The 15363-nt window shown below is 70.5% G+C and carries 12 protein-coding genes, 1 tRNA gene and 1 pseudogene; 6 read left to right on the forward strand and 8 right to left on the reverse strand.

Going from position 1 to position 15363, the window contains the following annotated elements; translation table 11 throughout:
* Positions 1 to 4: 4 nt before the first annotated feature.
* A complete protein-coding gene (locus ACIBBB_RS10390; protein ID WP_398980778.1) occupies positions 5 to 1597 on the reverse strand; it encodes a dynamin family protein in 1593 nt (530 codons plus the stop codon).
* 326 nt (positions 1598 to 1923) lie between these two features.
* Here ACIBBB_RS10390 and ACIBBB_RS10395 point away from each other — a divergent pair.
* Positions 1924 to 1999, forward strand: a tRNA-Arg gene (locus ACIBBB_RS10395).
* Positions 2000 to 2393: 394 nt separating this feature from the next.
* Here ACIBBB_RS10395 and ACIBBB_RS10400 read toward each other — a convergent pair.
* The 3 genes and pseudogenes from ACIBBB_RS10400 to ACIBBB_RS10410 form a co-directional block, all read right to left on the reverse strand.
* Complete coding sequence (locus ACIBBB_RS10400) at positions 2394 to 3689, reverse strand: MFS transporter (RefSeq protein WP_398980582.1); 1296 nt, start codon at positions 3687 to 3689, stop codon at positions 2394 to 2396.
* A 180-nt stretch (positions 3690 to 3869) separates the two neighbouring features.
* Positions 3870 to 4664, reverse strand: a pseudogene (locus ACIBBB_RS10405) (APH(3'') family aminoglycoside O-phosphotransferase); the annotation flags it as partial.
* 127 nt (positions 4665 to 4791) lie between these two features.
* Complete coding sequence (locus ACIBBB_RS10410; RefSeq protein WP_398980583.1) at positions 4792 to 5571, reverse strand: hypothetical protein; 780 nt, start codon at positions 5569 to 5571, stop codon at positions 4792 to 4794.
* A gap of 168 nt (positions 5572 to 5739) precedes the next feature.
* Here ACIBBB_RS10410 and ACIBBB_RS10415 point away from each other — a divergent pair, with 168 nt between their 5' ends.
* Both ACIBBB_RS10415 and ACIBBB_RS10420 read left to right on the forward strand, forming a co-directional pair.
* A complete protein-coding gene (locus tag ACIBBB_RS10415) occupies positions 5740 to 5883 on the forward strand; it encodes a hypothetical protein (RefSeq protein ID WP_398980584.1) in 144 nt (47 codons plus the stop codon).
* Between the two features lie 174 nt (positions 5884 to 6057).
* Positions 6058 to 7368 carry a monodechloroaminopyrrolnitrin synthase PrnB family protein gene (locus ACIBBB_RS10420; protein WP_398980585.1) on the forward strand — a complete coding sequence of 437 codons (1311 nt, stop codon included), beginning with the start codon at positions 6058 to 6060 and terminating at the stop codon, positions 7366 to 7368.
* 373 nt (positions 7369 to 7741) lie between these two features.
* On the opposite strand, the gene ACIBBB_RS10425 is transcribed toward ACIBBB_RS10420, so the two are convergent.
* Both ACIBBB_RS10425 and ACIBBB_RS10430 read right to left on the reverse strand, forming a co-directional pair.
* Positions 7742 to 8983, reverse strand: coding sequence for a DUF4032 domain-containing protein (locus tag ACIBBB_RS10425; RefSeq protein ID WP_398980586.1), 1242 nt, complete (start codon positions 8981 to 8983; stop codon positions 7742 to 7744).
* Positions 8984 to 9031: 48 nt separating this feature from the next.
* Positions 9032 to 10300, reverse strand: coding sequence for a damage-control phosphatase ARMT1 family protein (locus ACIBBB_RS10430; RefSeq protein ID WP_398980587.1), 1269 nt, complete (start codon positions 10298 to 10300; stop codon positions 9032 to 9034).
* Positions 10301 to 10452: 152 nt separating this feature from the next.
* On the opposite strand from ACIBBB_RS10430, the gene ACIBBB_RS10435 reads away from it, so the two are divergent.
* Both ACIBBB_RS10435 and ACIBBB_RS10440 read left to right on the forward strand, forming a co-directional pair.
* On the forward strand, positions 10453 to 10926 hold the full coding sequence (locus ACIBBB_RS10435; RefSeq protein ID WP_398980588.1) for a PaaI family thioesterase: 474 nt from the start codon (positions 10453 to 10455) through the stop codon (positions 10924 to 10926).
* A gap of 45 nt (positions 10927 to 10971) precedes the next feature.
* On the forward strand, positions 10972 to 11832 hold the full coding sequence (locus ACIBBB_RS10440) for a class I SAM-dependent methyltransferase family protein (protein WP_398980589.1): 861 nt from the start codon (positions 10972 to 10974) through the stop codon (positions 11830 to 11832).
* Here ACIBBB_RS10440 and ACIBBB_RS10445 read toward each other — a convergent pair.
* Both ACIBBB_RS10445 and ACIBBB_RS10450 read right to left on the reverse strand, forming a co-directional pair.
* Complete coding sequence (locus tag ACIBBB_RS10445; RefSeq protein WP_398980590.1) at positions 11813 to 12286, reverse strand: DUF1772 domain-containing protein; 474 nt, start codon at positions 12284 to 12286, stop codon at positions 11813 to 11815. The two genes, ACIBBB_RS10440 and ACIBBB_RS10445, sit on opposite strands and share 20 nt — an antisense overlap.
* A gap of 172 nt (positions 12287 to 12458) precedes the next feature.
* Positions 12459 to 14069: a von Willebrand factor type A domain-containing protein gene (locus ACIBBB_RS10450; RefSeq protein WP_398980779.1), complete on the reverse strand. Its 1611-nt coding sequence runs from the start codon at positions 14067 to 14069 to the stop codon at positions 12459 to 12461.
* Between the two features lie 318 nt (positions 14070 to 14387).
* Here ACIBBB_RS10450 and ACIBBB_RS10455 point away from each other — a divergent pair, with 318 nt between their 5' ends.
* On the forward strand, positions 14388 to 15362 hold the full coding sequence (locus tag ACIBBB_RS10455) for a DNA-binding response regulator (protein WP_398980591.1): 975 nt from the start codon (positions 14388 to 14390) through the stop codon (positions 15360 to 15362).
* Position 15363 lies beyond the last annotated feature (1 nt).

Here is a 15363-nt window from a genome sequence, read left to right on the forward strand (position 1 = left end):
TCGGTCACATCTCCTTCTGCAGTACGGAAAGCGCGGCGATGAGTTCCGCCTGCGGCTCCGGCGCCACTTCGAGCGCGTCGAGGGGAGCCAGCCGCCGGTCCCGTTCTCCGTGCAGTACGTCGTCGATGTATGTCGCCACCAGGTCACCGCCCTTGTCGCGCAGCCGTAGCGCGCCCTGAGCCCCGATGCGCTCCGCGAGCCGCTCCCCCGCGACCCGAGTGCGGTGCCCGCCCAGGAGGACGGCGGCCAGCAGCGCGGCGACCGTCTCGGGGTCGGGCGCGGCGCTGCGTTCGAGGAGCCGTACCTCCTCCTCGGCCAGCTCCTCCACGACCCGGCGCCACCGCCGTACGGCCATCCCGATCCGCTCGGAGACCTCCCTGTCCGGCCCGGATGTCAGGACCGCGGCGGAGGCGGGCTCGCGCCGCCACGCGTCCGTGACGCGCTCGTCGGCGGCGGCCACGGCGCACTGGAGGAGTGCGGCCAGGCTCTCGACCAGCGAGTCGAGCAGCTCACGCGCCGAGCTGTCCCTCGGGTATCCGCGCCAGCGCGTCCGCGCGTCCCCCGCGAGCACGGCCCCGGCCTTGAGCCGCTTGCGCACCCGCTCGCGCTCCGTCGCGTACGCCTCCTCGACGGCGCCCGTGAGGCGTACGGCGGCGGCGTACTGCGCCGCGACAGCGCCCGCGAGTTCCGGCATCCGTACGTTGAGCGAGCCGATGACACCGGCCGCGGTACGGACGACGGCCTGCTGACGCGCCGCCGGATCCTGTACCCGGTGCGTCAGCCAGGTGAGCAGCGGCGCGACGGCGGTGGTGGGCAGCAGCCCGCTGCCGCCGCCGGCCGACTCGGGCAGTTCGGGGATGGTGAAGCGGGGTACGTCGCCCAGACCCGCCTTGGTGAGCAGCGCCGCGTACTGACGTGACACCTCGTCAATCACCTGGTGTGGCACGCGGTCCAGGACGGTCACGAGCGAGGCGTCGTACTCCTTGGCCGTACGGAGCAGATGCCAGGGCACCGCGTCGGCGTACCGGGACGCGGTGGTCACCATCACCCACACGTCGGCGGCGCAGATCAACTCGGCGGCGAGAACGCGGTTCCGTACGACGAGCGAGTCGATGTCCGGCGCGTCCAGCAGGGCGAGGCCGCGGGGCAGCGCCACGGCGGTGTCGACGCGCAGCGCGTTCTCGTCGTCCCCGCTCCAGGCCCCGGCCGCGCCGTCCTCCTCCTGCTGGGTCATCCAGACACGTTTCAGATGCGGAAGGACCCGCACGCCGTCGAACCAGTGGCAGTCGTCGGGGTGGCACACCAGTACGGGGGTACGGGTCGTCGGCCGCAGCACGCCCGATTCGCTGACCCGCCGCCCCACAAGGGAGTTGACGAGGGTCGACTTCCCGGCCCCGGTCGAACCCCCCACCACGGCGAGCAGCGGCGCCTCCGGGTCCCGAAGCCGCGGCACCAGGTAGTCGTCGAGCTGCGCGAGCAGCTCCTCGCGGGTCTGCCGGGCGCGCGGAGTCCCGTCGAGAGGGAGTGGAAGACGCACGGCGGCGACACGGTCGCGCAGCGCGGAAAGTGCGTCGATCAGCTGAGGCCGTACGTCCAAGGTCACCACATGCGAAGAATGCCCAACTTTGGCGCCTTTTTGAAGCGTATAGCCATCTCCTGCGCGCCGGTCAAGCGCGGGGGACAGACGGGACGAGTGGGGCACAGGCATAACGAGTGCACAACACCCGTAGCTTCAGGCGCGAAAAGCACTGCGCGAATCGCACCTGCCTGCGATTATCGGTTCGCTTCACTGAACCTCCACATCGTGCCACGCAGGTGAAGCAACCGGGCCAGGGTGAGCGGAGCCCTATCCTTGTCCCGGCACAGGTCACGGACCGCGCGGACTGCCCCACCGGCACTCCGGGCCCCCGAGGCCACGTTCCGGCCCCCGTAGCTCAGTGGATAGAGCAGGCGCCTTCTAAGCGCTTGGCCGCAGGTTCGAGTCCTGCCGGGGGCGCCACCGACACCCTGCCAGACGACCCATGTTCTCGCAGGTCAGAGCCGTTACAGCCACCTCCATCCAGAGAATCGGACTCCTTCCCTCCGCGAGTGCGAAAGCGTGGCCGAGATCGGCCCGAGTCTGGCCGGAATCAGGGCTTCCGGGGGCGCGCGACAGACCTCCTCCTGGCCTCCGTGGCCGCGGGCGAGGCTCGAACCGGCGCGAATGAGACGCCCTCTCCAGGAGGCGGCCGGGGGCGATTGCCATCCACGCGCAACGCTCACGCGCCGGCGGGATCCCGATCGGCGCCGAGTCTCCCTGTCGGCAGCCGGGCGCCGGCCCGGGGAGATTGAAGATCACATTCCATTTGTGAAGGGACGCGCCAGGTCGGGCGGACGGACAGCGATCAGTCGTCTCAGGGGCCACACAGGCCACCGGAATCGCCAGGTGCCGGAAGCTCCTTCCCCAGGCGGGCGAGGGGCGAAAGCGCCATGAACACCGGAGAGAGAACGAGACCGACGACCGTCGGCAGCAGGCTGGTTCGCGGGTCCCACGTCGTGGCCAGAAGACCGCCGAGGAGCGAACCGAGCGGTGTCAGACCCATGCCGACGAAACTGATGGTCGCGACGGTTCGTCCCTGTATCGCGGGCGGCGTGATCGACTGACGAACGGCCATGACCGTGACGTCGACCAACTGGCTGAAGACACCGAAGAGGAAGTTGATCGCCATGAGGCAGGCGATCGTGCGGGCGGTCGAACCGTGCAGCGCCGGTACGAGAAGCATCACGCCGTCCGCGAGCGCCGCCGAGGACACGAGCACCACGCCGTACCCGAATCTCTTCGGCAGCCTGGCGGAGAGTACGGAGCCGACGAGCGCTCCCGGGCCCATGGCCGCGAGCACCAGCCCCACCTCCGCACCCGACAGGTGCAGCGTGCGCGGCAGAAAGAGCAGATAGACCGTCATCAGAGCCGCGAAGAAGAACTGGAAGATGGCCGAGGCGAGGCCCACGGCCCGCAATGACGGATCGCCGGCGACGAAACGGAGACCTTCGAGGATCTGCCGCCACATTCGCGGGGCGGCTCGTCCTACGTACCGAGGTATCGCCTCGTGGTCACGTATCCGGCGGATCGACAGGAACGACACGGTGAAGAAGAACGCGCCCGCGACGACGGCGATCGGCGCCGACAGGAGCGACACCAGTGCGCCACCGAGCGCGGGGCCGCCGATCTGCGCCGCGGATCTGCTGCCCTCCAGCGCACTGTTCCCCTGCGCCAACTGATCGCGTCTCACCAGTTGTACGAGAGCGGCCTGGTAGGCCACGTCGAAGAACACCGTGAGTACGCCGACGAGGAAAGCGAGGACGAGCAGCACCGGCATGCCGAGTACGCCGAAGAGAAAGGCGACCGGAATGGCGGCCAGCGCCACCGCCCGGCCGAAGTCCGCCCGCACCATCACATCGCGGGCCCGCCAACGGTCCACCCACACACCGACGAAGAGCGAGAGCAGCAGGATCGGTATCTGCTGAACCGCGCGCAGGGCGCCGAGTTGGGTGGCGTCGGCGTTCAGGGCCACCACGGCGAGGAGCGGCAGGGTGACCTGGCCTGCCTGCGCCCCGAACTGCGAGGCGGTCTGGCCCGCCCAGAGGCCGCGGAAGTCGCGATCGCGCCACAGGCTCGGCGTACGCGACGGATCGGAGGGTACGGACGGCACACGGGCCCCTTGAGTTGCCGGGAACGAAACCCGCCGAAATAGGGCGGGGGAAGGTTCGCTGTGCCGCAGCTCGAAGGGCAGCACGCGATGACAGGTCGGTCGCGACCTACGACGTCAGCGCGCGCTCGGGTGACCGGGCATCTCAACTCCTGAGGAGGTTTCGGTCGAGGGACTCGGCTGACCCCAGGTGAGGGGGTCGAGATGGAGGTAGAACTTCTCCCGGTCACGGTCGAGTTCGATGCCGTACCGCTCGGCGAACGCCTCGTCAGCGGCAGTCGCCTCTCGCTCGTCGGCCCAGGTCTCACGGGAGTTGGCGAGAAGCAGAGCGATGTCGGCGTACGGGTCGGCCCGGCCGAGGCGGCCGAGATCGATGAAGCCCGCCACGTTCAGGGTCTCCGGGTCGAGGACGATGTTGGGCAGGCACAGGTCCCCGTGGCAGACGACAGCCTCGGCGGCCTCCTGAAAGAGGCGCTGTTCGAGCTGCGGGACGAGACGCGCGAGCAGTTCGGTGGGCGGCGTTCGCCGTTGGTCCTGCGGGAGGAAGTCCGGATTGACCGCGCCTCGCGCGACAACATCGCGTGCGGTCGCGAACATCCGCGTGAGGTCGCGGCCGAACGGGCACGTCCGCACAGGCACGTCGTGCAAGCGGCGCACGGCGTCCGCGATCCGGCACCACGCCGCCCGGAGTTCCGGAGCCGCGGCCTGATCGGCGGGGACTCCCACGACCGCGCTCGTCACGAGGCAGGCGGCGACGGGGGTGACGCGCCAGTCGAGTACGCGCGGACCCGGGACGCCCTGCCCGCTGAGCCAGTCGACGCGGTCGCGCTCCTCCTCCAGCGAGGCCGTGGAGGCGGCAGGCACACACTTGGCGTACCGCGAGCCGTCGCCGGAGCGGAAGACACTCGCGTCGGACTCGCCGTCCCTGACGGGCTCCCAGCGGCCGTCGTGCGCGGCGGCCGGCAGCGTCCGGAACATCGCATCGATCACGAGGGCCACACTAACCAGCGCGGCCCTCACGGCACCTCGCATTAAACGCGGAGGCGGAGTGGTACGTGGCCGGGGCTCTCCCCCCGTGGAAGAACCCCGGCCACAGTCTGAAGGCTCACGCCGTCCGCAGCGCGTCCGCCGCCATCCCGCGTACGCGCTCGTCGCCGACCGCGATCATGTACGAGCCGAGCCGGCGTACTTCCGGCGCCCCGGAGCGGTGCAGCACCGTGACCGCGTGTACCAGCGCCCGCCGGGTGGGCTCGATCTCCAGGACGGTCGTGGCGAGCCGCGCGGCGAGGACCCCGTCGACCAGCGCGACCGCGCCCGCGAGATCGACAAGCTGAGTGGCCAGGTCGAACCTGGGCCGCGCATCGACGTCCCCGGTCAGGGAGCCGACGCCTCTGTCCACCGTCTCCGCGATGTCGGTGAGCAGCGGACGCACCGTCGATTCGTCCATGAGATCGCCGAGCTGGTCCTCGAAATACTCGGTGTCGGCAATTCTCACGAGTGCCTGGAACGCCGTATCCCGCTCCGCGACCGTTCTTTTCTCCTCCGCCATTTCCCTGCTGTCGCCCAGGGCCACGGCGAGTTGGGCAAAGGTGCTGTCCACCGAGAATTTCCGGTCGACGAGGACGTCGTACCAGGGAGCCCGCCTGCCGGATACGGCGGCCTCGACCACCGCGTGATATCCGGCCGGCTCTCCCCAGGTCGTCAGGGCCACGCAGGCCAGGAAGCGATCCTTGCCGGGTGCCGCCCGATCGCTCATGACGGCGATGAGTCCCGGAACCCTCTCCCGGTGTTCGGGGTGGTCGAGTCCTCCGTAGATTATCTCGTCCGTGTCGGACGTCGGACGATGGTAGAAGTCAGTACCGAGCAACTGGTCCAACCGCGCCATCGCCGACCTCCCTCCGTAAAAGACTCCGCTTCCTCGTCATCCCCGTCATCCCCGATCTCCCGAACGTTCCTTGTGCGTCAGCGAATTGGCCAAAGTCACAACACGTACACGTGGAGCACCACGCACTTTAGGCCGGTCCCCGGGCCCAGAGACAGGGCTCAAAGGCCCATGGGGGGCCCAGGGCTGTCGGCCGGGCCCGCCGGGACGCGCGGGAACCGCGACGAGATCGTGGTCGCCACCAAGGCCGGCGCCCGCCCGGCGGGTCCCGGAGGCTGGCCCGCGAACGCCGAGGAGCTCGACCTGGCGGGGTGAGTCCGGGGTGAACGGTGGGCGGGCCCATTGGACCTGTATACGAGGTGGCGATTGGTCCTGGTGGCCGGGCCGTCGAGGCGGTCGGATGGGGCGAGCACAGACTCTTTCCGAAGACCCGACCCGGGACTCGGGACTCCCGACTCCTGACTCCCCGATCCCCGGAGGACCCACGCCGTGAACAGTGCCGCCGACGACTTCGACGGGTGGATCAGGAACGACTTCGTCGCTCTCAATACGCGGATGGAGGAAGCGTATTTCGCGGCCGGGGCGCAGATCCTCCACGACTGTCCGGAACTTGAGGCGGTCAAGCGTCGGATCGGCCGCGAAGGCGCCGAGCTGGTCGGGCGGATCACGGAAGGCCATTCCCCGCGCGCCGCGCACTCGACCGACGACGAGCGGTACGAACTCCTGGGCTCGGTCGGGCTCTACCTCGGCGCGTGCCGCCGTCATGAGATCGAGGGGCCGCAGTCCGCCGCCTGGCCGCTCGCCCGTGCGCTGGCATCGTCCCTCGGTGTGGCGCCACGGCTCGTCTTCGCCCACCAGGTGCTGTACAACCGGGCGGTCGGGGACACCTTCCGTACGTTCACCTCGCTCGACGACGAACGCGCCTTCATCCTGTACAACGGCCTGTCGGTGCTGGCGTACCGGCGCACGGCCGCCGCGCTGCGACGCGTTCGGACGCTCGGGGTCTCCAGCCCGCTGACGGCGTATCTGCTGCGGGAGGCGCGGTCGGGGCTCGACGACGTACTGGACCTGGGCAGGACGCTGAGCAGGACACTCGACGTCGACCGGTTCTTCCTCAACATCAGGCCGTACTTCAAACCGCATCGCGTCGGCGGTGTGGAGTACCGGGGCGTCAACGCCGGCGACTTCGCGGCGATCAGCTCGATCGACGTGCTTCTCGGTCTCTGTTCGCCGTACGACCCCTTCTACCAGGCGGTGTTGACGGAGAAGTACCCCTACATTCCGCCCGAGGACCAGGAAGCGCTGCGGGCCACTGTGAAAGCCGAACCGCTGCTCGACGCCTTCCTCCGGGAGACGTCGGCCGGTCCGCTCACGCCGCAACTGCGCGACAACGCCGAGTCGTTCCTCTCCGTCTGCCGTCTGCACGGCGCCGCGTCCGCCTTCCACCACCACCGGCTCGTCGTCCCCTTCCTCCAGGCTCCCGCCGACCGTGCGCGGCAGGAGCAGGAATCCGAGTCCGAGGCGGCGGACCTGACGACGAGCGGTCCGCCGCTCCATGTGGTGATGGACACCCTGGCGCGCCTGGTCGACCTCAGGACCGCCCGGCGACGGCCGGACGCGGATGGCGGCGCGCGGCCGGCGCTGGACCGGCTGCGGCACGCCCTGGACACGGCGCCGGGTACTGCCCCGGCCGGTCAGGCGGCCTTGGGAACGCCCAGGGGCCGGACGGCGAAGCCCGCACCCTTGGCGAGCGATACCAGCTCGTCGACCCGTCCCGCGCGCACGCACGCCACGGGGTAGCAGTCCGAATCGATGTCGAGCGCCACGAGGGCCGCGCCGACCTCCCCGATGGTGCCGGCCGCACGTCTCAAGGAAGTCATAGGTCGGGAGGTCCCTCTCGCCGTCCTCGAAGAGGACCCAGGTGCGTCCGCCCCGCTGCGACGCGATGGCGAAGCCCACGAAGAAATACAGCAGGAACAGCGCGGCCCGGTTGGGCGACAAGCCCGGCGAGACCTGCGAGTGGAGGGAGGCTGCCCGGCACGCCGTTGACATCGCCGTCCACAGGCATGCCGACAAGTGGCCCGCGCCACACGAATACCCAGGTGTAACGGGCGGACCCCCGGGCATTCGCACTCCAGGTCCCGCCGCGTTTCCCCCGTCGCGGCGGGGCCGCTCACTTCTCCTGGCGAGTGCTGCGACCGGTGTCCCGGCCCGCGTCCGGCACTATGGTGGCGAGGTAGTCCTCGATGGTCGTGTCCAGCCCCACGTCGTGCCCGGCGCTCTCCGACAGATACCACCGGTGTTCCAGCAACTCGTGGTAGATCTGCGCCGCGTCCGTCGTGCGCCGCAGCTCCAGCGGTACGGCCCGTACGGTCGGCCGGAACACATCGCGTACCCAGCGGTGCGCCAGGACCTCGGGGCGGGCGCCCAGCGGGTCGCCGGGCGCGTAGTCGTCCTGGCCTGCCATCCAGCTCTCCAGGTCGTTGAGCAGGCGCCGCGACTGGTTCTCCTCCGCGTCCAGGCCCGTCAGCCGCAGCAGTTGGCGCTGGTGGTGCCCCGCGTCCACCACCTTCGGCAGGAAGGTCACGGTGTCGCCCTTGGGCGACCGCTCCATCTGCATCTCCGCCACATCGAAACCCAGTTCGTTGAGCCGACGGATCCGGCGGTCGATGTAGTGGCGCTTGTCGACCGGGTAGACGGACTCCCGCGTCAGCTCGTGCCACAGGTCCTCGTAGCGCCGTACGATCGCCGCCCCGAACGGCACCGGGTCGACAGACGGATGGAGCGAGCCCGCGGCCTCCAGGTCCATCAGCTCCCCGGCGATGTTCACGCGCGCCAGTTCTATGTCGTAGTCGCGCTGGCCAGGGCTGAGCGTCGGCTGGATCTGGCCCGTCTCGGCGTCCACCAGATAGGCGGCGTACGCGCCCGCGTCGCGCCTGAAGAGCGCGTTGGACAGCGAACAGTCGCCCCACGCGAAGCCGGTCAGATGCAACCTCACAAGGAGGACGGCGAGCGCGTCCATCAGGCGCCTCACCGTGCTCGGGCGCATCGTGGACTCGAACATCGAGCGGTACGGCAGCGAGCCCTTGAGGTGCCGCGTGATCAGCGCGGACTCCAGCGGCCTGCCGTCCGCGTCGACCCGCCCCGTCACCACCGCGACCGGGTCGACCGCGGGTATGCCCAGCCGGTGCAGATCCCTGAGCAGACCGAACTCGCGCACCGCCGGACGCTCGGCGATCTCCTTGACGGCCAGCACCTCGGACCCGGCCGCCGCGAAACGCACCACATGGCGCGAGATGCCGCGTGGGAGCGCCACCAGGCAGTCGTCGGGCCATTCTTCGAGCGGGACGCCCCAGGGCAGGTCGAGGAGCACGGCCGGCTGCTCCGGGTTGGTCGCGCTGATCTGGAGCGCCATGCCGCTTGCCTCCGACGTCCGTTCCTGAGTTCCTGAGTTCCTGAATCCCTACGTTCCCGCGTTCCCCGGCCCGACCTGGACGAGCGCGTGCGTCCCGCTCGTACGCCAGCCCGGTTTCGCGCCGTCCCCGGCGCCCCCGCTCCCGCCCGCTGCTTCGAGTCGCTCCACCGTGCGCGGGTCGAGGCCGACGATCACATCGGACTTCAGGGTACGCAGGGCCGCCACCGGCCCCGGGAAGTGGGCCGTACGCGCCGCGAACGACGTGGTCGGAGGCCAGAGCCGATCGCCGACGAGACGGCGGTAGTTGAGGTCGCCCTTCACGATCGTCAGGGCGGCACCGGCGAACTCGCGCCGAAGATCGGCGGGCATCTCGCTGTACGGGAACGGCGCGCAGTAGAAACCGTGCGCACGTACGGCCAGCCGCCCGTCGCCCATGGCCGCCCAGAGCCGCTTGCCGGCCTCGCCCGCCGTGCCGGACGCCTGGGCGATACGGCGCGCGCAGTCGACGACATCGGCCATGGTCGCGTCGGAGACGTAGTACGGATACGGCTTGACGTGCAGGACGACCTCGTCCGCGCGACCGGCGGTGAGGAGGTGGTCGATGAGGACGAGGTCGGGGATCAGCTCGCGGCCGGAGTTGTCGGCGATGACGTGGACGGTCCGCGGGGAGCCGGACGTGCCACCGCGGGACGGCGCTTCGGCGGGCGTCGCATCCGTAGGAAGCAGCGACCACAGCACCTCGCTGTCATCCGCGACAAGGGGCGGCGGGTCCTCACCGCGCGCCGCGTCCGCCGTGCCCGGTGAACCGACAGAAAAGCCGAGGTCCGCGCGGTTGCCCCAGAGCGAGGCCTGGAGGTACGCGGCGGCCCGCTCCTCCACCGGCCGCTCGGCGAGGGCGTCGAGCGCCGCGAGTTCGTCGTCGACGAGCGAGCCGCTCAACTCCGCCCGCTTGAAGGGGGCGAACGGGTCGGTGCCGTGCCAGGGCCCCGGCGCGAAGTAGCCGACCGCTTCCAGAAGTCGGCGGTAGAAGTAGCTCTCGGACCAGAGGAACGGCACGTCGAACCACGACCGGCCGAAGTACTCGCCGCCCCACGCGTCCCACTGCTCACGGTCGTGCGCGCCGGGATCCAACGGTTCGATGACGCCCTCCGTACAGGAGCGGAGCAGCGCGTCGAGCGCCCGGTGCCGCTCCGGCGACCACGGGAAGGCGTCTCGTACCTGCTGGATGAGGGCGGGGTGGCGCTCGGCCAGCACGCTCCGCGCGAACGAACCGGGTGCGCTGCTCACGATCACGGGCGCGTCATCCACTTCGGGCATGGCTTCCCTGTCCTCCGGAGCTGATCGGTGTCGCCTCGCTGTCGCCGCCGGTCACGGGGGCGGCCACCTTCGCACCGTACCCTCCATGATTTCGCCCGCTCGTCATGTCACTGTCGCCCCCCTCAGGCCCTCGTCGGGCAGCCTGGTTCTTTGTGGATGTCACCGAGCAGGCCCGCGCCCTTCTGGAGCCCGTCCCGGCCCATCGGACGGCCGGTATCGAGGTGCTGCGGGCGGCGGACGGCGCGGCAGAGGTCGCGCTGACCACGCCCCACGAGCTGACGAACGTGATCGGCTCGCTGCACTCCGGCGGGCTGGCCGCGCTGATCGACGCGGCCGGACTCGCCGCGATCATCGCCGCCGGGGAGACCGAGGACGCGTTCCAGGGGGTCGTACCACTCGGCGCCCGCGCCTCCCTGGACTTCCTGGCGCCGGCGCGCGGCAGGCTCGTGGCGACGTGCCGCCTGGACGACGAGGCGTCGCGCGCGCTGCGTCCTGTCCTCGCCCGCGAGACGGACAGGGCCCGTCTGACCACACACACCGAGGTCGTCGACTCGGCGGGTGCGCTGGTGTGCCGGGGCAGTTTCGAGTGGAGCGTACGCAGAACTACTCACGCGCCGCCCGAGTAGCCGCGCGGATACCGAGGCGCACGCTCCGGGCCGACTCTGTTGCGCATGACGAAGACGAGCACGACCCAGGAATCTCCGAACCGTCCGAACCCGGCACCCCGGAGCCGGACCGGTCCGCTCAACCGCGCGCGGTGGGCGGCGATGCGCGTGCTCCTCGGCACCGTCGGCCGGGCGAGCGCCGGGATCCGCATCGGGTTCCGGCACGGCTTCGACAGCGGTTCGATGCTGGACTACGTGTACGTCAACAAGGCCGGCGGCTTCCCCGTCGTGGGACACCTCATCGACCGCGTGTATCTGAACGCGGTCGGATGGCGCGCCATCCGGGCCCGCCGCGAGCTGCTGAAAGACGTCCTCCGTAAGGAGATCGCGCGGCGCGGCGGCGCGGACGGTGGTGTGCGCGTACTGGACGTGGCGTCGGGGCCTGGTCGCTACCTCCAGGACCTGCTCGCCGAGTGCGCGCCCGGCGCCCTGCGCGTCGAGTGCCGCGACATGGACCGCGCGGGTCTCGCGCAGGGCGAGCGCCAGGCGGCCGAGCGTGGGCTGACGGGGATCTCGTACGCGTACGGAGACGCCCTCGATCCGGCGCCCGGCTCCCACGCGCCCGACATCATCGTCGTGTCGGGGCTCTACGAACTGCTGCTGGACGACACCGTCATCGCGGCGTCCGTGGCGCGGCTGCGCGGGATGCTCGCACCGGGCGGAGCGCTGGTCCTCACGACCCAGACCCGCCACCCGCAGCTGGAGTTCATCGCGAACGTGCTGCCGAACCGTGAGGGCGTTCTGTGGGAGATGAGGTGCCGCCCCGTGGAGCTGGCCGAACAGTGGGCCGCTCAGGCCGGGTTCACGGAGGTCGCCAGCCGCAGGGAGGCGGTGGGGCTGTTCACCGTCACGACAGCGAGGCGCTGACGATCAGTGCGAACCCCCCGACGGCGAAGAGTGTGCGGACGGCGTGGAAGCGGTTCCAGCGGCTCTCGAAGGCCTCGCGGACGGCGGTGTCGGGGTGGGTCTCGGGTGACGCCTCCGAGGACGCGAGGGCGTTGTTGAGCGGAATGTTGCCCGCGACGGTGACGAGGTGGTTGAGGACCACGCAGATCAGTCCGGCCACCAGCAGCCACATATGGGTGTCCGAGCGGTCGTCGACGGGGACGGCGAGCGCCGCGACGGGGAAGGCCACCTCGGCGAGGAACACGAGCAGGAACAGCCCGCGCGGCACCTCCTCGTTGAGCCGGCGCATGGCCGTCACGAACTGTCCGTCCGTCAGCCGGGCCATCGCGGGCATGATGCCGGTGAGGAAGATGAGCATCATGCCGGCGTACAGACCGGTGAAGACGACGGCGAGCGCGAGCAGGGCAGAGGCCATGCCGCACATCATGGCGCGTGGCGAGAGGCGGCGCAGCACCCTTTCCGCGGGTTTCCCGCAGAAGGCGCGCCGCGCCGCCTCACGACCTCTCCTGAGCCACTCCGGCAACCGGTCCCCGGACCGCTCCTGGAGCAGTCCGGGGACCGGTCCCCGGCTCCGGAACAGCTCGTGTTCAGCCCCGGGCGCGGCTCGCCTGGCTGATCGCCTCCGCCAGCTCCCTCACCGATCCGTCCTCCGTGGAGGCGGCCAACGTCCGTGCCCTCTCCTCCAGTTCACCGAGATCGGGCGCGGCGGGCAGACCTCCGTAGGACATCGCGTCGTCGTCCGCCGACTCTCCCCGCAGGGACTCGGCGAAGTACGCGGCGACGGCCGTGACCTGAAGCCTCGGCTTGGCGTCGCCCCAGAGCCGGGCGTCGACCGCGCTCGCGCCGATCGAGCCCGACCGCTCGCGCGGCGCCCGCGTCTCGGGATCCAGCCAGCGCACGGTCGCCTTCGCCACCTCACCGCTCGCGCCGGGCCGCAGCTTGACGGCGTACAGCGCCGTCACCGTGTGCCCAGGACCGACCTCGCCGCCGTCGACCCGGTCGTCCCGGAAGTCCTCGTCGGCGACGGCCCTGTTCTCGTAGCCGATCAGCCGGAAGCGCTCGACCGCGTCGCTGTCGAACGCCACCTGCGCCTTGGCGTCCCTGGCACGCAGCTCGACGTTCATGGGGAGCTGGTCGACGAAGACCTTCCTGGCCTGTTCCCTGTCGGAGACGTACGTCGTGTGTCCGTCGCCCTTGTCGGCCAGCTCTTCCATCAGGGCGTCGCCGTAGTCGCTGCCGACCCCGACGCCGAACAGGGTGATGCCGTGCTCGGTGCGCTCGTCCTCGATGCGTTCGAGGATCGAGTCCGCCTGCGTCTCACCCGTGTTGGCCAGCGCGTCCGACAGCAGGACGACCCGGTTGGTCGCGCCGCTCCTGCGGCCGTCGACGGCCTCGTCGTATCCGGTCTCGATGCCCGCCCCCAGGTTGGTCGACTCGGCAGGTTCCAGCTCCTCGATCACGTCATGGATCCGGGAGCGGCTGTCGGCGACACGCGTCATTCGCAGCCGGGTCTCGGCCTCGTCGCTGAAGGTGACCAGTGCGATCGAGTCGTCGTCACGCAGCTCGTCCGTAAGGATGCCGAGTGATTCCTTGACGAGGTCGAGACGGCCGGGCTCGGCCATGGAGCCGGAGATGTCGATGACGAACGTGAGCGCGGCCGACGGGCGTTCGCCTTTGTGGTCGGCGGGGCGGGTGGCCAGCCCGACGCGCATGAGGGACCAGTCGTCGCCCGCCCCCGGAGCAGCCGCGCCGTCGACCGTGACGGAGAACCCGTCGCCCTCCGGACGTTCATATTCCTGGCGGAAGCTGTTGACGAACTCCTCGGGCCGTACGGTGCCGGGATCCGGCAGCCGTCCCTCGCCGAGGGTGCGGAGCGCGTATCCGTAGGAGGCGGTGTCCACGTCCAGGGCGAAGGTCGACAAGTAGTCCGGCTCGGGCGCGACCCGCCCCTCCGGTTGGTCGTCCTGCTTCTGTTCGCCTTCCCGCTGCCCCTCGCCCCGCTCTACGCCGTCGGCCGGACCGGCGGCCCCGGCGCCCGCCGAGGATCCCGAGCCCGCTCCCGTACCGGGTGCGTCGCGGGCGGGCCCGTTGATCGCCTTCGCGTTTCCACCACCGTCGCCCGAGCAGCCGGTGAGCAGCAGGCCGCCGGCCAGCAGCGCGACCACCGTTCCTCGATATGTCCTCGTATGGAGCTTCATCCTCGTTCGGAGCTTTGTCACGGTCCCCCCTGGAATCGTCAGCACTTGTGAATGTGACGGTCGAGAGGGCCCGCCGGACCACCACCGGAGGTTGCGGATCAATCTCAATGCGGCAACGGGCCAGGGGAATTGCCCGCCACCGCCCGGTCCGATCCGCCGTCTTCGCGTGAAGACGTGTACCAACCGGCGCCGTTGATGCGCGATTCGACCACGTTGGCATGGAGTCGCCACTCTCTGAACTGGCCTTGTCACGGTGTGCAGTCCCGTGAGTACATTAAGTGGCGTACGGCTCCAACGGGATGGCGGGGGTGGTCAGCCGTGGCACATGTTCCAGGTTCGGTACTCGACAGGTCGGCGCTGCCGGGAAGCGCACTGCGGGGGGACGCGGTGGAGACTCTCCGACCGGCGGGCCGGCCGGTCCGCGGCACCCATCAGGTGGCCGCCGCGCTGGCGGCGCTCGTCCGTTCCGCACGTCATGAGTTGCTGGCGTTCGACGATCCGGGCAGTTCGCTGGGGAAGGGCCTGCCACTGCCGTTCCTGGAGTTCGCCACCGCGTGCGTACGCGCGGCCGCGGAACGGGCGGCCCCGCAGGCGCCGTACGAGACGCACGCCGAGACGCGCGCCGACGTCAGATCGGGAGCGGGGTCCGAGGGATCCGACAGGCAGGATCCGTCCGACGGCTCCGACGGCTCCGACGGCTCCGAGCGCTCCGTGGTGTCCGGCGCCGGGACCCCTCCCCTGCCCGCGCTTCCGATCACCGTCCGCCGGATCGTTCCGCGCCGAAGCCTGGCGGCGCTGCCGCACGCGCTGCGGGCCCTCGCCTGCGGGGCACGCCAGACGGAGTCGATCCCGTTCAAGATGGTCCTCGTGGACCGTACGACGGCCGCCCTCCCCCTCGACTTCGATCTCCACTTCAACGGGGTCCTGTTGATCAGGGACCCTGTCGTCGTCGGAGCCCTGGTCCGAATCCATCAGCACTGGTGGGACAGCGGCGAGGATGTTCGCTTGACGGCGGACCCGCCGGGGGGTTCGCACCGCGATCCGGCGACGGGCGCGGCGCCGGCCGACGCGGAGACCATTCGCGGGGCGGGTCCCGAGGCCGGTGTCCTCCCCCATCAGTTACGGCCCGTTCTCGATGCCATGTTGTGCGGGCTCACCGACGAGGCGGCGGCCGCGCGGCTCGGCATGTCGCCCCGCACCTACAGCCGTCGGGTCGGCCAGTTGCTCACCGCCCTCGGCACGACGAGCCGCTTCCGCGCGGGGGCGGAAGCGGCTCGTCGGGGCTGGGTATGAA

It is taken from the genome of Streptomyces sp. NPDC051217 (assembly GCF_044455465.1).
Classification (GTDB): Bacteria; Actinomycetota; Actinomycetes; order Streptomycetales; family Streptomycetaceae; genus Streptomyces.